General features: G+C 37.4%; 14 protein-coding genes. 2 read left to right on the forward strand and 12 right to left on the reverse strand.

Annotation, left to right across the window (positions count from 1 at the left end; genetic code table 11):
* Nucleotide 1: 1 nt before the first annotated feature.
* The 10 genes from MSWH1_RS16230 to MSWH1_RS16275 form a co-directional block, all read right to left on the reverse strand.
* Complete coding sequence (locus tag MSWH1_RS16230; RefSeq protein WP_156148221.1) at nucleotides 2-1,648, reverse strand: hypothetical protein; 1,647 nt, start codon at nucleotides 1,646-1,648, stop codon at nucleotides 2-4.
* A gap of 651 nt (nucleotides 1,649-2,299) precedes the next feature.
* Nucleotides 2,300-3,448 carry a glycosyltransferase gene (locus tag MSWH1_RS16235; protein ID WP_048130712.1) on the reverse strand — a complete coding sequence of 383 codons (1,149 nt, stop codon included), beginning with the start codon at nucleotides 3,446-3,448 and terminating at the stop codon, nucleotides 2,300-2,302.
* Nucleotides 3,449-3,452: 4 nt separating this feature from the next.
* Complete coding sequence (locus MSWH1_RS16240) at nucleotides 3,453-4,499, reverse strand: DUF362 domain-containing protein (protein ID WP_052723193.1); 1,047 nt, start codon at nucleotides 4,497-4,499, stop codon at nucleotides 3,453-3,455.
* A gap of 330 nt (nucleotides 4,500-4,829) precedes the next feature.
* Nucleotides 4,830-6,089, reverse strand: a complete 1,260-nt coding sequence (locus tag MSWH1_RS16245; protein WP_082088191.1) for a glycosyltransferase — start codon at nucleotides 6,087-6,089, stop codon at nucleotides 4,830-4,832.
* A 72-nt stretch (nucleotides 6,090-6,161) separates the two neighbouring features.
* On the reverse strand, nucleotides 6,162-7,295 hold the full coding sequence (gene wecB / locus MSWH1_RS16250) for a non-hydrolyzing UDP-N-acetylglucosamine 2-epimerase (protein ID WP_048129948.1): 1,134 nt from the start codon (nucleotides 7,293-7,295) through the stop codon (nucleotides 6,162-6,164).
* A gap of 6 nt (nucleotides 7,296-7,301) precedes the next feature.
* Complete coding sequence (locus tag MSWH1_RS16255) at nucleotides 7,302-8,294, reverse strand: SDR family oxidoreductase (RefSeq protein WP_255350471.1); 993 nt, start codon at nucleotides 8,292-8,294, stop codon at nucleotides 7,302-7,304.
* Between the two features lie 51 nt (nucleotides 8,295-8,345).
* Nucleotides 8,346-9,332: a polysaccharide biosynthesis protein gene (locus tag MSWH1_RS16260; RefSeq protein WP_048129949.1), complete on the reverse strand. Its 987-nt coding sequence runs from the start codon at nucleotides 9,330-9,332 to the stop codon at nucleotides 8,346-8,348.
* A gap of 181 nt (nucleotides 9,333-9,513) precedes the next feature.
* Complete coding sequence (locus MSWH1_RS16265; protein WP_082088192.1) at nucleotides 9,514-10,836, reverse strand: glycosyltransferase; 1,323 nt, start codon at nucleotides 10,834-10,836, stop codon at nucleotides 9,514-9,516.
* 260 nt (nucleotides 10,837-11,096) lie between these two features.
* Nucleotides 11,097-12,068: a glycosyltransferase family 2 protein gene (locus tag MSWH1_RS16270; RefSeq protein ID WP_048129951.1), complete on the reverse strand. Its 972-nt coding sequence runs from the start codon at nucleotides 12,066-12,068 to the stop codon at nucleotides 11,097-11,099.
* A gap of 210 nt (nucleotides 12,069-12,278) precedes the next feature.
* Entirely contained in the window at nucleotides 12,279-13,265 is a 987-nt protein-coding gene (locus MSWH1_RS16275; RefSeq protein ID WP_048129952.1) for a glycosyltransferase family 2 protein, read from the reverse strand.
* A 1,093-nt stretch (nucleotides 13,266-14,358) separates the two neighbouring features.
* Here MSWH1_RS16275 and MSWH1_RS16280 point away from each other — a divergent pair.
* A complete protein-coding gene (locus MSWH1_RS16280; protein WP_048129953.1) occupies nucleotides 14,359-15,246 on the forward strand; it encodes a DUF1616 domain-containing protein in 888 nt (295 codons plus the stop codon).
* A gap of 675 nt (nucleotides 15,247-15,921) precedes the next feature.
* A complete protein-coding gene (locus tag MSWH1_RS16285) occupies nucleotides 15,922-17,127 on the forward strand; it encodes a CPBP family intramembrane glutamic endopeptidase (protein WP_231591837.1) in 1,206 nt (401 codons plus the stop codon).
* Between the two features lie 261 nt (nucleotides 17,128-17,388).
* Here MSWH1_RS16285 and MSWH1_RS16295 read toward each other — a convergent pair whose 3' ends face one another.
* Complete coding sequence (locus tag MSWH1_RS16295) at nucleotides 17,389-17,634, reverse strand: hypothetical protein (RefSeq protein ID WP_048129955.1); 246 nt, start codon at nucleotides 17,632-17,634, stop codon at nucleotides 17,389-17,391.
* A gap of 918 nt (nucleotides 17,635-18,552) precedes the next feature.
* On the reverse strand, nucleotides 18,553-18,750 hold the full coding sequence (locus MSWH1_RS16300; RefSeq protein ID WP_082088194.1) for a hypothetical protein: 198 nt from the start codon (nucleotides 18,748-18,750) through the stop codon (nucleotides 18,553-18,555).
* Nucleotides 18,751-19,265: the final 515 nt, after the last annotated feature.

The raw sequence follows: 19,265 nt of genomic DNA on the forward strand, positions 1-19,265 counted from the left end.
ATTAAGGACGGGGTATTCGTGACCCTCCACACTCCCGATGTAATAAATTGATATTTACTCTTCGATTATCATATATTTTAAAGCCAGCATTAATAAAATCTTCAGTGAGATAAATATTTTGTTTATCACCTGTTTTAAGTCCAATAAATATAGACTTCTCAAAAAGATTAGGGGGTTCAAAGTTAACATTTATAGAGTCTATCTTAATGATTTTCTTGTTTCCAATTATACCAAAAATTACTTTTGTTCTAAAATCACCGATAAATACAAAATTATTTAATTTTGCCGAAGCGAATTTACCAGCTAAAATATCTTGATCACAGAAATCAGCATATGGCTCTTCATGGTAAGAATTTAGCTCAATATTTATAACCCACATGGGCAACAAAAAAATCGAGTTGATCATAATTAGTAACATAATAGTGGACGCTAAACCTATCCTTATTGTCCGTGAAAACATAACTGATATAAATTTACTTAAAGGTATTTTTAAAAATGATGGAAAAACACGGAATGAATTTATGGCAATATTTCTATGCAAATTATATGGAATTAGTGTAATAGTATGAATTAAAATAATTGATTTAATGATAGATACTGGAATTTCAAAAAATCGATAAATTCTTGAGGGATTTAATGTATGAGCAGGAATGGATAAGATAATAATTACAAAATAAACAGAACTCCACAGAAGTATAAAAAGATAAAATGAATTTAGATATTGAGAATTTTTGATATAAATATTATAGCTTAAAAAGATATATCCAATAATAAACAATGTCCTCTCTATCCAGACTAAAATTGTAATTATAAAAGGAATGTTATTACTTAAAGCTGAAACTCCTTTTTCATTAAAAATTAGATTTTGATCAATTGAAAAAGCGCCTTCGATTGACCGGTATAAAATATTTAAAAAAGATGTAGAAGAACCAGTTAGATAAAATAAATAAAATATGAATATTACAAATATAATTACATGAATTTGCTCGTTATACTGCTTACATCTTTTTTTAGACAAGTAAGAAATATTGAAAGAGAATATTGTGAAGATAAGTACTGAATGGATAGTAGCAGCGCCATGTGTAGTGACGAGTGCAAAAGATACTAAAATTGCCAATAGAGAAAATAAATAATTAACGTGGGATAACATAGTTTTTTTAGATACAAAATAAAAAACCATAATAAAAAACAAAAAACCTAAATTTTCTGGTCTTAATTCTATTCCATATATTATATAAGTTAAACTCCAGCCTAAGAAAATTGTAGAAATCAAAGCTAATTTGATTGGCAACTGATCTTTAATCAAAACGAAATAAATAAAAATCGAGATTACACCAAAGATAGGATTAGAATGCAAACAAACAAAATCCAAAGGGAGGTTCAAGAGAATACTTACTATATTACAAAAGATTGGTAATCCATAAAAGTTCAAATTAAATAAAGAATTCTCATTATACAAATTGAATTTTCCATATTCATTTAACAAGTTAACAATTATATTTAAATTGAAGGGACCATCAGTTCCCTGAATATAATCGCTTCCAATCGATAAAAGAGATTGATTAAAGCTAACTGTCAATAAGATTAGAAATATTGCAAAAGTAGTATTTAGAGATGTATCATTTTCTTTAAAGATAAAAAGTATCACGGGAGCACATAGCAACACAAATCCGACTATAAATGAGATGAAATGTGGAGTTGTGCCCTTTAGATATATCATAGATATATCTAAGCCAATAAGAGTTCCTAGCAAAGTTATTAAATAAACATGTAACTTGGATTTACAATAGTTCCGGATCATAATAATCATTTTAAATTTGGTATCAATGTTGTAGAAATAAACTTAATAATCTAGATAATGTTCTGAAGATATAAGATACATTTTTTAGAAAAATACATTATATTTTAAAAAAGATATTCGGATCCTCGCTACTATTCCATATTTCGTCGTCAATTTCAATATTGTATATTTCGTTATTATTTTACCACATGCCTATTTTGGTTTCTGACATTTAGCTGACTGTGTAAATTTATTTCATTTATCTTGAAGAAAACATAATAATTCTATATAATTAAATCCATATTTCGAACCCCTGCCAAGATAGGAAAACAATACTTGACGATTGGTCATTTTGTTGATATTATGTCAGTAAAATGATCTTTTTGTATAGCATATTGTCACAAAAATGTCGGGGTTCGGAATGTGAGATTAAAGTTGCACTGACGCACCCCGCAGAAAGCTAGCATTCGACTGAAATAAATTAATTAAAGCGTACAAACTAAAAAGTTCTACAAAAATTCAGGAATTAAGAACGGAGATATAACTTTTTTCAATTTGAGAGGTGATGCGGTCCCATCCAAAGTTTGTAAGAACTAAATTTCTGCCAGACAAGCTAAATTTTTCATGTAAACTGTTATCGTTCAAAATATTAAATATCGCATTTCTAATTTGGAACTGATCAGGTTCAACGATATATGCTACATCATTGATCCACTCTGTAACACCACATACATTAGTTACAATCACGGGGGTGCCGCATACAAGAGATTCTAAAACAACATTTCCAAAAGACTCATATGTATCTTTTGAAGGCAACACAAAAACATCTGCATCAACATATGCCTCCAACTTCTCCTTTTCATAAAGGGATCCAGGAAATATTACATCGTTCTCAAGGTTTAACTCTTTGATAATTGACTTTAATCTCTCTAAATAACCATCATCTGGTCCAGCAATAACGAGTTTTATATTAGTCATATCATTTTTTAAATAATTAAATGCTCGAATAAGAATATCTGCCCCTTTTCTGTCATGTATACGACTTAAAAAAAGGACAATTTTTTCATTAGAGTGGATTGAATATTTCTTTTTGAAGCTTCCCTTTTTTGGAAGATTTAAATAAGTATTTAGGTTGATTCCATTAGGAATATGAATAATTTTGTCAGAATTCAAACTTGGGAAAACATCATGATATTGACTAGATTCAATTTTAGACGATGCAATAATTTTACTTGCATCTCTAACTATTGTTTGCCCGAAAAACAAATCAAATAATTTTTTTTGTTTGCTTTTACTCAATAAAGGAATTGAACCACGAGCTTGTAGGATATACGGTACATTATGTTTAATAGCATATTTATGAGTTATAATATTCTGATAAGTCCGAAAATTATGCATATGAATTATGTCAAAATTATCAATGTTTTCTTTTAAATATTTATTCATTGAAGAGGATATCAAAAGACTTCCAATATTCAATTGACAATGAAAAGGAATTACTGTTATACCTTCCAGTGAATCGATAAAAACATTGTTCATTTGAAAGTCTGTTGTAAGAACTGTAATTTCATGCCCTTTTTTTTGCAGTTGTTTTGATAGCTCGTAAGTAGATGTCGCGGAACCACCATGATTAGGAGAAAAAAACTGAACAACTTGTAGTATTTTCATAGTATCAACCGACAAGATATTTACTTTCGTTTAAGATTACTATAAACTTTATTATGGGCAGCGCAGTATGTTCTTTTGTTTTTGGTCTTGACAAGTGTACCACTTTGTAAATTAAGGGTGTGATTGGAGAGGAGAGAACCATCTTTGAAAGAATTTCACTCTTAAACAGCAGAACAGAAAAATAATCAAGTCTAACTTTATAAGGTTTAAATTTTTGTAGTTTTTCTTTATGCACATCTTTATTGAATTGGATTTTATTGATATCAGATATACCCAGACCAAATTGTTCAGATATATCTAAATGCCCAATTTTACTTTTATCAAGATTCATTAAGTACGCTGCAGAAGAATCAACTGCAACCGGATCATTAGAAATTAGGATCTTATTTGTTTTTATAGGCGTTCCTTCCATAGGACCATGACCATCCAATGCCCAGAACCCATCAATTATTTGAATCTTATTTTTTGTCAATTTGCTAATCAGAGCTAGTTTATAATCAAGATTTTTATGATAAAGGAGTCTCATTGAATCAGGATAGCAACCCCATAGATTCTTAATGCTGAATGTTCCATGAGTCATTGCATGGGTCTTTAGGACGGGCACGGAAACAAGACAATCTATTTCGTTGATTAATAGATCTGGAAAATCTACCCACACATTTTTCCCACAAACCGTTTCTGTAACCCTTGTTCGAGGTAACTTTGAAAGATTGACAACTTCAACGTTAGGAAAATGTCTGGCAACATCAAACACTCCATGATTCTTTAAAGACGTATCAGCTGAATAGGAATAGTTCCCCCCATCTGATTCACCCACAAATATTTTTTTTACACGAGGTGAAAGCGCTTCTATCACTGCTTTGATCATTTGAGGGGTTGTGGTTATACCGGGTTTGTGAACAAAATCGGTTAAATTAGGCTTTATAAAGATTACTGAATCTTCATTAATTATCTCATTTGCTTGTATATACTCTAACCCATTTTGAATTTCTTCTAAAAGATTTTGTTCATTAATATTATTAATATAGACTTTGGGGCTGTTAACTGGCATATTCATCCTTTACTCTTATTTTTTAGTAATTGCTAATTACGTATCCTCTTCAAATTCAAGGGAGAATTTTTCTACTAGAAAATTAAGTAACAATTTTATTACACATTTAAGGGGTTATGGGGATCTTCTGAGTATGTTTTCAGACTTGACTAAATTCTTAAATTTTCAGCAAATGGGTGAAATATACTTTTTCCCATATGATTTGATAACTATTCAGCTCGAACAAAACAACATCAATCGCCATCTTTATTAAGATTCAATAGGCAAATTTCTGTGAGCTTATTTTATTTAATTGTTGGCTATTGATTGCGTTTTTTCATTTCTCATCAGTTAGTAATCAGATTTCTCTGTTTCGTCAAAATCAATACCAATCGACTTCTTTTGGTAGGCTGAATAGTTATGTATATTGTTTTGGACAATATTCATTAAACATTTTTCAAATTCCTCTGTAATATTGTTCCAATTATTTTTTTTAACAAATGTCAGCGCTTTTTGTCCTTCCTCCCCCAGATTTTGATCCTTAACCAAAGATTTTACTTTGTCCAAAACATTTGCAGGATTATCAGCATATAAAACTCCATTATTTTCTCCAAACTCTGTAACTAAACCGTAGAGTCTTGTGGCTATAACGGACTTACTCATAGCCATATATTCATACATTTTTATGGGAACGATGTACTTCATAACATCATTTGCATAAGCAGGAAGCAGGCATACATCAGCCGCAGCAATATATTTTGGAACGTCTTCGTAAGGTTGCCAATTTACAATAATCATTTTATTAAAGCCATTGGAATTTCCAATATTTTGAAGATCATCCCATAGCTCCCCTTCTCCAAGGACAAATAATTTAATGTTGTCTACAGATTTTGAGATCTCCAAAGCCAACTCTTTAAGGCCAGAAAAAGTGTACAGCCAACCCATAAAAAACAGAACTATTTCATCGTCCTTTATTCCATATTGTTCCCTGATTGGCTTTCCATCTATGGAATGTTTAAAATGATTGAAATCAACACCAGTCCTTATGACTTCAGTATTTTCCCGCCTTGCACCCATAGAGATGGTATATTCTCTAAGCCCTTCATTGACAGAAATTACCCGAGTCGCATTTTTCATGTTGTTCCTTTCAATGCACGATGCAAGAGATTGGAAAGCTTTCTGGGGAACAAGCCCATGTAGTAAATCCATTACATAATAAACAAAAGGAATATTGTATTTTTTTGCCAATCTTATTGCAACATTAGCATTCAAAATACCCAGGCCCACTATTACATCAGGCTTGAACGACTCGATTTGTTTTTTGATTTCATTATAATGTGTATAGAGCAAAGAAACATAGTTCAGGACAGGCAGTTTCACAATTGGAGGCCTTATGACGGTAATGTTTCCATTGTCAATTGACTTATGCTGGTTGTAAAAGACTTTCCTTTTTGAAATAAGGCCTTTCTCGGCTTTTTTTTCATTCCAGAGGATCTCATAGTCTATGACTCTAATTTCATGCCCTTTTACAGATAGTCTTTCCATTAAATGATGGCTGTTATGAGGACCTCTTCCTATCCAATCAGATTCCTGAACTATAAGTATTCTCATAATAATCGACGCCTTTTTTGAGCAGATTTTGGGAATTGTATCTCAACGTTCATTCGCATTAAAATCCTGGATTCAGTCATCTAGTAAATAATATTTCTTTTTTTGGACAAGCTTACTCATTCCGATTATCAGTTTCAAAACTCGGTCTGAAACATTTGTATCCTGATATGCTTCGGGAGTGGCAAAAGAGACATTTTCTTCATACTGTTTTCTTGCAACTTCAATGGACTGAAGTATTACATCAGTATTTATTCCCGTCAGGATTACGTTGCCGGTATCGAATACTTCGGGTCTCTCCGTGCTTTCCCTGATCACAAGGGCAGGAATGCTGAAAATTGCAGCTTCTTCGTGTATTGTCCCGCTGTCTGATAAGACACAATACGCATTTTTCTGCAGTTTTACAAAATCAAACATACCGAAGGGTTTGTGGAAATTGAACAGCTTGTTTTCAGAGATATTTAAGTTCTCCAATCTCATTTTTGTGCGGGGATGAGTTGAAATTATGATTGGATAATTGTACTTATCAGCCAGCGCTTCCAGGGTATTAATCAAAATCTGGAGATTGCGTTCACTATCAACATTTTCTTCCCTGTGGAAACTCACAAGGAAGTATTTTTCAGTTTGAAGTCCGAGTTCTTCAAGCACCCTGGAGTTTTCAATCTTACTCATATTTTTTTCGATAACTTCCCGCAGTGGGGAGCCAACAACAAAAATAGTATGAGAGTCAATCCCTTCTCTTAACAGGTTTCTTCTTGCATGCTCGGTATATGGCATGTTTATATCCGAGGTATGATCGACTATTCTTCTGTTAATTTCTTCTGGAACCCTGTCATCAAAACATCTGTTTCCGGCTTCCATGTGGAAAACAGGAATTTTCATTCTTTTAGCGACAATACATGACAGTGCACTGTTTGTATCGCCCAGGATTAGCAAAGCATCGGGTTTCTCTTTTCTCATTACTATTTCTGTTTGAGAAATTATTTTACCGATCTGCTCCCCGATGGAATCACTCTTTACCTCCAGCAAATAATCAGGCTTTCTTAACCCGAATTCTTCGAAGAATATTTCGTTTAATTCATAATTGAAATTCTGATTCGTGTGAACGAAAATATGATTTGTGAAGGCATCCAGCTTTTTGATAATTTCTGCAAGACGGATGAGTTCAGGGCGAGTTCCGAGAATTGTCATCACTTTCAGATCTGCCATGTATAATCACCATTTAGGGGAAGGACTTATTTTCATCTCTCTTTCATTTTTGATTATTAGTCCAGGGATATGGAAACTATAATCATAATTTGCGAGTTCTTCGACCATTTCAGGCACTGAAGGCGGGTGTCCATAACCAGCGGATTTCCAGAGATGCAGGTTTAAACCGTCATTAATAGTAAAAATGGTTCTGTCTATTGGAACCTCGGCTTCAAAGGGGGTTATTGAGATGTCTCTGCGATTGAAATACTTTGAAAAAGCCTTCAACAGGTCAAACTTCGTAATTTCTCCGCCAGGCACTACATGTTGAAGGTGCAAAAGCTGAATATCGTTACTTATAATACCATAGCAGATTTTCGCAAAATGCAAAGTCGTTAACCCATTCCACCGGTGATTCGTAAAACCGTTTACGTGAGCATTTGTACTCTGACCCAAAAACCACTCCAGTAGAGACTTAAATTCCTTCGGCTCTGGACCAATTATAGAGCACCTCAAATGAAAAACATTTGGAGAATACACTTCTCCCAGGCTTTTTGTTTTTCCGTACACGTCAAGGGCATCGTGAACGTCAGTTTCTATATAGTGCCCTTTATCACCGGAATAAACACAATCAGTTGCAATTTGTATTACCCTGGAACCTTTTTCCTGAGCCTTTTTTGCTAGCAGGTGAGGTAATAGAGAATTAATCTTGATAGCCCTTTCAACTTCAGAAGGATTATCGTCATGAATTAGTGGTTTGATAATTCCAATGGCATTAATGACCCACTGGTTTCCACTTATCACTTCAAGTGCTTTATCAGGATCAGAAGAATTAGCATCGAAAACTTTCCATTTCACACTTGGGAGTTGAATTTCAAGATTTCTGGCAACCTCTTCAGACCTTACTGTAGCTGTAATTTCCAGATCCGGTTTTTTTGATAAATAGTCCACAAGCATGGACCCCAGCATTCCAGTGCCACCCAGAACGAGAACATTTGTTCTAATAGTATCAACTCCCAAATTTTCAAGAGAAATTTATGAATTTAGCAAAAAATGTGGAACACTCTAAATTTAGTCCAATGAGCCGGCAAATTTAATGAGATCCAGAGACTCTTTTGCATCCAATATTTTTGTGTTGGCAGATGTGAAAGGCTCAGGCATAACAACATCTTTGCCGTGATAGAAGTAGTCTCCAATGTTTGCATCCAATTTTGGAATCTTCATGTATTCAATACCATCATCAGTAAATGTGGTCGCTCTACAAAGTTCTTCAGGAGTAAGGAGAGTTTCGTCCATTTTCTCTCCGGGACGAATCCCGATAATCTGTTTCTCAAGCTTTTTCCCATAATGCAATTCAAGTGCTTCGACAACAGTTTTGATAGTAGCTGCTGGAGGTCTTATAACAAAAAGATCCCCACTTTGTCCGATTTCTAAACACTTTTTTGAAAGATCAACAGCATGGCTCAAAGGAAGTAAGAATCTTGTCATGTCTTCGTTGGTTATTGTAAGAGGTAAGTTATTTTTAGCCTTGTCGACGAATAGGGGAATTACGGAGCCCCTTGAACCAATAACATTACCATACCTGAGATTTACACAAACAGTGTCTCCTGTATGAGCACTCATCAATTTTTCAGCTAGAGCTTTACTCATACCGTAAGCATTAATGGGATAAACTGCTTTGTCGGTGCTTAAATTTACGATTTTTTCAACACCGCATTCTTCAGCAGCCTCAATAACATTTTTTGTACCTAGAATATTGGTATTAATAACCTCTTCCGGAAACTGTTCACCTGTTGGGACATGCTTCAAAGCAGCAGCATGCATTACGTAATCTACATCTTTGAAATGTTTTAAGAGCCTGCTCTTATCTCTGATGTCTCCTACAACATACTCGATATTATTGTCGTTTCTTTCAACAAACATATCATGCTGCTTTTTTTCATCCCTGCTGAAAACAACGAATTTTATATCACAATCTTTTGAAAAATTGATAAAAGCATTCCCAAAAGAGCCTGTACCACCTGTTATTAAAATTCTTTTTCCTTTAATAAAATCCATATCAGATCACTCTTTTAAATAAAACAATACTGAAAATGTCAAACTATTGAATCAGGTCTCATAAACTAGACCCATGTTTCGCGGATTAACAATTCAAGGTATTAAAATGAAACAGATTAAATGCATATAGATTAAACCGGTTTTAAAATTAACATAGCCCTGTACTTGTACGTATGTTCTTTCAAAATACTCTGCCTGGCTCTTCACCGATCTTCAGCCCTTTCTTCCTCAGAGGAGGACAACAACTATTCAGAGGTTCCCATGGCTTCATCTTCGATGTGCTCACTTCAATCATCATCTCAGCCCTGAGCCCGTAAGCAGGTTCATTCAAAATACTTGGCACTGTTCCTTTTACCGACGTAACAATCGTTTCAGCCCTGTGCCTGTATGTATGATCTTTCAAAATCCTCTGCCTTGCTCGTTCACCGATCTTCAGCCTTTCTTCTTCAGAGGACAACAACCATTCATAGGTTTCCACAGCTTCATCTTCACTGTTGACAACGATAATTTCCTTACCAATCTCAAACCATTCCTCTATCCCATTATAAGGCTGGGAAACTATGCAGGCTCCATAGGCTGCAAGCTCGAATGGTCTGGCTGTGGCAGAAGCATAAACATTTGTGTGAGACCATCTGGTAATGTTCAGGTTGATCTTGCTTTTGCAGCAGAATTCACGGAAGGCGCTGTATGAGACAGGGCCGACAAGGTTTGCATTGCCCATGTCTGTCCCGAAATTGCCACCTCCAACTGCGAAGTTGGCATCCAGCATTCTTTTGCTGGGATTTGAGATCATATTTGTCATCCATTCTTCCCTTAGTTCACTTCCATGGCCGTAGAATGAGACGTCAATGGTCTGTTCCACATTTACGGGGGCGAAAAGGTCAGGGTCTGCTGCGTAGTATAGAGGGATTACTTTTTTTGCACCGGCTTCCTTGAGGTCTTCGATTACGCCTTTTGAGTTGACAAAGAATACGTCGTATTCGGAAAGATCGGCTTCTAGATAATAGTCAAACTTAAAGCCGCGAGACATTGCATATTTTGGAAGGATTGTGGGCATGTCTCCATCGTAGTAAAGGCATGAAATCCCGAATTCCGTTTTGATCTCGGAAGGAATTCCGGTGATATGGTTGAGGGGGATATTCATGAAAAGGATGAAGTCAAGATCTTTTTCGTTGTTTATGATGTCCCATAGTTGTTTTTTGATCTTGGGCTTGATACTGAGGTTTATCAGGTTTTTCATGATTGGAGAAAGAAAAAAGTTTGTTTTTGAAGAGTCAGTAACTTTTCCCGGAGATTTCAGGAAGTTATTGTACAGAATGCTTTCAAACTTGCAAGAATTCTCATAAGTCCTCCACCAGAGGCTTTCCACTGCCCCTCCAAGATAAGGGACCACTATAACTTCATTTCCGGTTTCGTGGAGAGCTTTCAGTAACTGCCACCATGAAGGTGTGCACCCCAATTTGTACTTCAGGTCTATAGTGGAGACAAACGCTAATAGTTTCATTGAATAACCCTTCTGTTTCAAAATAATTAAACACTTATTTAAAGCTTATCCGTATTTTTGACTTTTCCAGATCGAATAAGACATTAATCCAATAATCTCACAAACGTCCCTGAAAGAACATAGAATCATGCGAGGTTGTAAGCCAGAGATTCAGCGCAGTGCCCCTTCAGGAAACCATATAAAAAGTATACAATGCCCTGAACTCGCCTGCTGCCTGAAGTTTTAGCGCATACACTTAATCAGAACCATTTCCGTGAAATTTAAGCTGTCTTCACTTCCCTCACAACCGCAGACATCGAATGCAGCAAAATCCCGGTCAGTGCCATAAAAGTCCCTACAATAATAAACAGGATCATGAGCATCGTAGGCCCGAAATTCAAGCTCCCTCCGGCAACAAAGATTTGCAAGAAGTTTGCTCCCATATACAGCCCTCCGACTCCGAGGACAATGCCAGGGGCGGTCAAGTAATATAGAGGCCTGTTGAACTCGATGTCTTTTAAGACCATGACAAGGACGCCTAAACCGTGCTTTATCGGGCTCATGGTTGAGCCGTCAACGTCATAGCGGACTCCGATTTCTACTTCTTTTATGCGGAGGCCGGAGCGGCCTGCATCGGCAAGCATTTCACTCTCGATTGCCATTCCTTTTGCGTTGAAGCGGAAGACATCTTTTATTGAGCCTGCAAATGCGCGGAAACCACTCTGGGAGTCTGTGATCTTGAGGCCCGAGTTCATATTTGTGGCAGTGTCAAGGATTGCCTGGCCGACCCGACGGTAGACTGGGGTGTTTTTGTCCGTATGGTTCAGGTAGCGGCTGCCGTTGACCATCTCGGCGTAGCCGTCGATGATTGGGGCTACCAGCCGGGGGATTTCAGAGGGGTTGTGCTGGCCGTCGGAGTCCATAGTAACTATAATGTCGGCTCCGAGGGCGGCTGCGGCTGTAAAGCCGGTTTTGAGGGCGCCTCCTTTACCCGTGTTGGTCTCGTGCACAATCACATGGGCTCCTGCTTTCCTGGCGACTGCGGCGGTCCTGTCTGAGCTGCCGTCGTCGACTACGATTACGTTATCTGCGTAGTGCCGGGTCAAGAGGACTATGCTGCCGATGGAAACCTCCTCGTTAAAGGCGGGGAGAATCACGGTTATATTTTGAGGGGTTGTTCCTCTCGTATCTGAACTTTCCTCATTTTTAGATATTAACTGGGCGCTCTTACTCATAACCAACTCATGATTCATTCGAATAACCCCATAATAATATAATCAAACGTAGGTAAAATTACAAAGATGTGATCACATATAAAGGTATTGTGTAGTGTAGATAACCTGATGATTATAAATATACCAATATTGTCATATAAATAATATAAATCGATTTAATTTTCAAATTAGTGAGCCTGCATCTTTATTTGCGTCTAGTTGTTGAAGATAATCAAACTGAAATACCGTCTAGTGAAATAATATATCAGGAGGGTCGGTTTGTCTAACCGGCCCTGCCATGGAATGTGCTATAATTCCCCTGAGAGCCATGTATGCCCCTGCAAGGAACAAGAAGACCATAAGGAATGTGTGCTCGAAGTTCAGGCTCGTACTGCCCAGGAAAAAGGCTTCAAGAAACTTGAAACCCATACAGAAGCCGCAGGTAGCGAGGGCAAAGCCCGGTACCGTATAGAAGTACAGGGGCCTGTTTGCTTCCATATCTTCGGCTACGGTTTTCAGGGCTCTGACGATGTACTTTACCGGGTTTCCAGGTGAAGCTTCAGAGTCGTTGAGGACTCCGATTTCGACTTCCTTTATGCGAAAACCTGATCTGCCTATGTCAGCAAGCATTTCGTTTTCTATGGCGGTCTTTTTGCCGCTGAACCGAAAGATGTCTTTTGTTGAAGCTGCAAAGGCGCGGAAGCCGCTCTGCGTATCGGTTATTTTGAGGTTGAAGTTCATTTTTGCGGTGGTATCCTGCATCTTCTTGCCTGCACGGCGGAAAATGGAGGAGTTTTTGCCCTGATAGTTCAGGTAACGGCTGCCGTTGACCATCTCGGCATTTCCTTTAAGAATGGGGGCAAGGAGATTCGGGATGTCGGCAGGGTTGTGCTGGCCGTCCGAGTCCATGGTAACTATGATATCTGCGCCGAGGGCGGCTGCGGTTTTGAATCCTGTTTTGAGGGCTTCGGCTTTTCCTTTGTTGGCTCCGTGAGCAACCACTTCAGCTCCGGCTTTTCTGGCGACTTCAGCTGTCCGGTCAGTGCTGCCGTCATCGACAACGACCACATTGTCGGCATAGAGTCTGGTAAGAAGAACCAGGCTTCCGATTGAGACTTCTTCGTTGTAAGCTGGAAGGATAGCGGTTATATTTTGAGAAGATGTTCCCCTGAAATGCCGGTTCTCTTTATGGGCTGGGTACCGGGTACTGTTGCCCACAAGCTGTTCGTTACTCATTTGTATGACCCCTGTGAAATTGATATTATGAAGTAAAAATGATTATAGAGGCTCAAAAGCCCCTGAATACCGATTATGGTGTGATTGTATGAATTTCGAATCGACTGTGTAAGTTCCTAATATACTTTAATTTTTTAGATAGACATCTGGAACACAAATATATAAATTTATTGACAGAAGGACTGCTGCATAATAGTTAATTAGTAATAAAAAAGACGAGAGAGCCGTTAATTGGACAAATATAACATTATATGACCAAGATATTTTCCTGCAAAAAAAATAAGAAATATCAGGGTAAAAAATATAAATACTCAAAAATTAAAAAATGACCCAGAAAAAAACAGTATCGTGAGAACACTAGAGTTCCGTACTTAGGTACCACCTGTTTTCCAGGATTCCCGGGGATTTATTTCCAGAGGTCTGAAACTTTAGAGCCCAACTCAACTCCATCTCCCACTTGCCGCATCTGTATAAAAAAAAGAAAAAATGTGAAATAGAGTAATCTGGAAAAATAAATTGAATTAGACTACCCCAACTTGACAGGAGGAATGCACCCAAAAATTAAAGAAGTAAAAGCAAGAAGTTAAAGCAAAGACTATACATATTAATAAAATGAAAGAACTTTAAAGTAACACATATGAATAAAATGAAAAGAACTGTAAAGTTAAAGTAAAAATGACTGAGTAAAATGACTGAGTAAAATGACTGAGTAATGGTTGGGTAACATAATTGTGAAATTTGCCCTGTTAACCAGCTTGTCTGAGCATTGTGATGACAGCAAAATACCTATATCCTATACTTGATTATTGCTTTGGGATTTCAGCACGGCGTAATAGGCTTCAAAATAGAAATAAATAATCAGAATCAATTACATTAAAACTTGAGGAAGTAGATATATATATTCCATGAAATTAAGATTTCATGGGGTTTACACTTCTTCCTATAAAATGAAAAATAGCGAAAGAATAAAATGTATGAAAAAAAATAGTACTTCCCCGAAAGAAGCCGGAGAAATTCGAAAGAAACCGGAGAAATTCGAAAGAAACCGGAGAAATAGAATACCTTGTTGAAAATTATATACCGGATGACCTGAATGACCGGAAAAAAAGTTCCTTCAGACCTCTTGACCGTTATTGGGCTTGTGATCCTTACTGATCTTTTTGTACTTATGCCCGGATTAAGTGAAACTGTGTTCCGCAATATACTCGGCCTACCCCTTGTACTTTTCCTGCCCGGGTATGCCCTGATTGCTGCACTCTTTCCTGCAAAATCCGACCTTGACGGGATTGAAAGGACAGCCCTCTCTTTCGGGCTGAGTATTGCAGTCGTACCCCTGATCGGCCTCTTCCTTAACTACACTCCGTGGGGAATACGGCTTCTGCCAATTCTACTCAGCCTATCATTATTCACATTTGCAATGTGCGGGCTTGCGTACCTTAGGCGGGTGGAACTTCCCGAAGCTGACGCATTTGAGGTGCCCTTCAAGAAAACGGCACTTGGGCTTAAAGCCGAAATCCTGGAAAAACCGGGATCAGGACTTGACAAAGCCCTTACAATTATTCTAGTTCTGTCCATCCTCCTGTCGGTTGTAACTCTTTTCTATGTAATACTTACCCCGAAAGAAGGGGAACACTTCACAGAGTTCTATATCCTCGGGCCTGAAGGGATAGCTGACAACTACCCGACAAACTATACACTCGGGGGAAGCGGGACCGTAATTGTCGGGATCGTAAACCACGAGTACAGCCCGGTAAATTATACAATGGATGTAAAGCTTGAAAACAAATCCCTTCCCCTCCCCGAAAATCTGCAGCAGATCACGCTTGCCCATAACGAGACCTGGGAAGAGCCCCTGACGCTCAGTCCTCCGATCGAAGGAAAGGACATGAAGCTTGAGTTCCTGCTCTTCAACGAAACCGACAAAAACACACCCTACAGGGACCTCCATCTCTGGATAAACGTAAACTCAACAGATAATTAAGGGAGAATAAATTAAGGGAGAATAAATTAAGGGAGAATAAATTAAGGGAGAATAGAAACTCAGCAATAGATGAGGGTGCAAATGTCTCTGAGACTGCAAAAACGTGGCTGGAAAGCAACAGTTTCCAGAGCTCTCAGACTGGCAACCTTAATATTAAATACCGGCTGCCCTTTCAAGCTTTATCTGCCTTCATTCCAGAGCTTCCTTTTGAAGAAACTCATCCGAACTGGGCATTATCTATAAATTCTCTTAATCAGTAGAGAGTATGGGCAACAGGTCATGTCAACTAACCCGCTAAATTTAAAGATTTAACGGGTTTTCTGCTGAGGTTTTATGAGTGAAATACATTTACACAATTCCTGCGGGATTGTGAACTTTTTTTGCTTTTGGATTTCAATATCCGACTGAGGTCGGATGTGAGAGGATAGTGATGAAAAGTCCAATCATTCCAGCTTTCAGGAAGTTCACAAAAATTAAAATTCATCATTAGTTCATCATTTAAAATAGCCAACTATCGACAAAACTTTATACAACATTCACAATAAATGCTTGTATAATATGAGATCTGCATAGTATCCCTTAAAATTTTGTAATAAAAAAACCAGTAAAAAATTTTAGTAGGAAATACACAAAATAGGTCTGAACCTGCCCCGATTTGAAAGAGGAGAAATTTCCGTGCAAAAGTTAATTAATTCTCATAAAAAACAAAAAGAACTGAATCTTCTAATTATCGTTTCAGTTCTGATTCTGGCTTTACTGGCAATTTCTCCGGAAGCCGCATCAAGCAGCAACCTGGAGTTATCACCTTCTCCGGAGAGGGGGCCTGTTTCAGAACAGATACGTGCCGACACCCTGGAAGAAACAGGAGATTCCGGAGTTGTTATAACCTCGAATGAAGATCCTGAAACACCCCTGAAAATGGGACAGTATCTACACATTGGGTATACGATAATGGGAATAGGGGCAGCAGTTCTGGTCCTCCTTGCATATCTGCGCATGGATCCGGGAGAGCCCAGACTTGCAAAAAATTTTCTTGGGGACCTCCGTTCGCTTAAAATCTGGAAAACAGCCAGGACCGAAGAGTCTGAGGAACCTGCAGAAACTGATAAGGAAAAAGACGAGGTCAAAAAACTCAGGCTCCTTACCGCATTGCCTGTCCTGAGCATAACCCTTGCCGAAATCCTGATCTTTTCAGGCAGGATGGGAGCAGCTGTCTGGATACATATAGGTACCCTTATTGCTCTTTCCCTTTCCAACATATTAATAAGAGATCTCGAAGTCCACAAAATCTATCAGGCCATGATGTTGCTTCCGGTCCTCAGGCTGATAAATCTGTCAATGCCCATTTTTTATGAAACAACCCTTTATACCTTCGTTTTCATCTACGGCCCCCTGGCAATCCCCCTGGCAATCATAGTAATGAACCAGCAGTATTCCCTTGAACAGATCGGGATTACTCAGAAACACATAATACCCTACATGCTTCTCTCAGTCCCACTGGGTTTCCTGCTTGGACTTGGAGAGTATCTGACCATCAGGACAGATTACCTGATCCCTGATCTCACCTTCACAAATCTTCTCAAGCTTACCATTATAATGGTTTTTTTCGTGGGTCTTGTAGAGGAACTGATCTTCAGGTCAGTCCTGCAGACCAGGCTCGAAGATGCGCTCAGTGTGCGGGAAGCCTTGTTAATTTCAAGCCTTCTGTTCGGGCTAATGCACTCCGGATACGGCACCTACCAGGAAATCCTCTATACCGGCTTTGTAGGATTTATCATGGGTTTTGTATATTATAGAACAAAAAGTCTGCCCTTTATTACTGTGCTCCACGGTTTTGTCAATGTTTTCCTTTTCGGCATCCTGCCTCACCTGAGCATTTGATCTTGTTTATCAACCCCAAGAGAAATCATATAAAAATTCTTTTTTTGAGAAAACTCCCCCGGGCAATCGGCACTCAACCTCCTTTTTTTAGATCTGCCTCCGGAAAAAATCCTGAAGACCCTGTAGAAGAAAAAAAGGGGAATGGGGCCTTAAGCAAAACCCGAAGAAAAGGCCATTCCTGAAGAGAAAAAGACTCAGTAAAAACAGTCCGGGCATGAAAAAATTAAATGAAAAAGAGAATTCTTTTTTCAAAAATCGGAATTAAAGAATCGTGGAAACCTTGAAGATGACAATTGCAGTAAAACTCAAAAGCAAAGGAATAATTGCCACATTAAAAGAACTGTTAATTAATTTATTCCAGTATTTGGACGCCGAAAGGACTTCCTTAAGAGAAAGGAGAGCAATAAGTCCGACAACCATATCGGACCCATACTGAGGAAGTCCTGGGATCGTAACCATGTAAGATACAGTTTGAGTAGCACTTGATGAGATTATACTTAACAACATACAGACGCCTCTATAAACACAAAAGCATATACCTCGAATAGTTCAGAATCACCTGTATAAGAATAAATTACTGATATAATATTAGATTATTGGCATAATAATACAATATACTATAAAGTCCTTATACTAATTCCAAATTTTAAGATTAGGAAGGTTCTTTGGCAGCCCTCAAGTCAAAGGACTACATTTTTACAATTAAGCAAAGTAAGGTTATGACTTAAGTCAGGAAGTATTTAGGCTCGTAACACAGAAACATTGGCATAATAGTACAATTATACTATAAAATTCTTTCTACAAATTCCTAAATTTTAAGAGGAGGAAGGTTCTTTGGCAGCCCTCAAGTCAAAGGACTACATTTTTACAATTAAGCAAAGTAAGGTTATGACTTAAGTCAGGAAGTATTTAAGCTCGTAACACAGAAATAAACATCATGAGAGAGAAAATGCTGGACATAAGAAACTCGAATTCCACAAAATCCAGGGCTTCAACAAACAAAATAAAATAAAGAATTGATATAAAAAATAGGCAATGAAACTGTGCAAATAATCCGGGTCGGGTCCCTGCAGACAGTTGTTAAAAAGTTGCCCCTTGTAGCCTATATTAGTCAGCTTTTCCCTATGCTCAATCTCGCCCTGGTTTTTATCAATTTTCCGGCATTAGTATTTCCTTAAGTTATTTTATTTTTAGCAGCCCTCAATATTGTTTACTTTTCTTTGCTTTTCTTAGCTTTTGAATATTCTCGCATCCCGGTCCTTCAGACATTCCAGATTTCAGGCTCTTGACCCTGAATTCATGAAAAAGAAAATCGGCAGATAAAATACAGAAAAAAAGTCACTAAAAAAGAGAAAAGTAGTGCAGAAATGCACGAAATGAGTTTATTGGTGGCAAAAAAGAAGAGATGATTCCGGAAGCCCGGAATTAAATAATCATGGCAACCTGGAAAATGACAATTGCAGTAAAACTGAAGAGTAAAGGCAGGATTGCCATATTAAAAGAACTGTTAAGGGACTTGTTCCAGTGTTTGGATGCCGAAAGAACTTCTTTTAAAGAAAGAAGGCCTATCAGCCCGATAACTACCGCTGCACCGAACTGAGGAAGCCCGGGACTCGTAACCATGGAAATCGCACTCGACGAAATTATGCTTAATAGAATAAAGATACCTCCCATAAATAATGACTTAGACACACACAATACTTAGTTAAATTAGTCATATAGAAAGAGCATATACTATATAAAAGTTTCTTGAAAGATTGAATAATTAGGATGTGATATTGATTTGATATTGATTTGATTATTATCATAGAATTATAGACAAAAATCTCACCGAAATTGGAAAACAAGGAGAAAAATCAAGATACATAGACCTAAATACAGTTTAAGAGAGAAATTTATCAGCCAAGATTAATTATAAACGTAGAGAAGAAACGCAAGAAAAGAATATAACCATTAAATAACATTAAAGAAGTATTTGATAAAAACAAAAGAGAGTTAAAATAAAAATTATACATATTGTTAATTTTAAAAAAAAATAGGTAGTAGGCAGAACTCAGGATATACTATTAAAAAAACAAACAAAATATAAAATTTTATAATTAATTTGTAGAAAATTTAACTCACTATCAATAGAAATG

The sequence above is a fragment of the Methanosarcina sp. WH1 genome, from assembly GCF_000970005.1.
Lineage (GTDB): Archaea > Halobacteriota > Methanosarcinia > Methanosarcinales > Methanosarcinaceae > Methanosarcina.

Bases quoted from the DNA above. Each gene is read 5' to 3' on its own strand.
- MSWH1_RS16245 (WP_082088191.1), bottom strand. From the start codon at position 6,089: ATGAGAATACTTATAGTTCAGGAATCTGATTGGATAGGAAGAGGTCCT.
- MSWH1_RS16265 (WP_082088192.1), bottom strand. From the start codon at position 10,836: ATGAAACTATTAGCGTTTGTCTCCACTATAGACCTGAAGTACAAATTG.
- MSWH1_RS16260 (WP_048129949.1), bottom strand. From the start codon at position 9,332: ATGGATTTTATTAAAGGAAAAAGAATTTTAATAACAGGTGGTACAGGC.
- wecB (WP_048129948.1), bottom strand. From the start codon at position 7,295: ATGGCAGATCTGAAAGTGATGACAATTCTCGGAACTCGCCCTGAACTC.
- MSWH1_RS16270 (WP_048129951.1), bottom strand. From the start codon at position 12,068: ATGAATCATGAGTTGGTTATGAGTAAGAGCGCCCAGTTAATATCTAAA.
- MSWH1_RS16295 (WP_048129955.1), bottom strand. From the start codon at position 17,634: ATGTTGTTAAGTATAATCTCATCAAGTGCTACTCAAACTGTATCTTAC.
- MSWH1_RS16280 (WP_048129953.1), top strand. From the start codon at position 14,359: ATGACCGGAAAAAAAGTTCCTTCAGACCTCTTGACCGTTATTGGGCTT.
- MSWH1_RS16275 (WP_048129952.1), bottom strand. From the start codon at position 13,265: ATGAGTAACGAACAGCTTGTGGGCAACAGTACCCGGTACCCAGCCCAT.
- MSWH1_RS16300 (WP_082088194.1), bottom strand. From the start codon at position 18,750: ATGGTTACGAGTCCCGGGCTTCCTCAGTTCGGTGCAGCGGTAGTTATC.
- MSWH1_RS16240 (WP_052723193.1), bottom strand. From the start codon at position 4,499: ATGCCAGTTAACAGCCCCAAAGTCTATATTAATAATATTAATGAACAA.
- MSWH1_RS16235 (WP_048130712.1), bottom strand. From the start codon at position 3,448: ATGAAAATACTACAAGTTGTTCAGTTTTTTTCTCCTAATCATGGTGGT.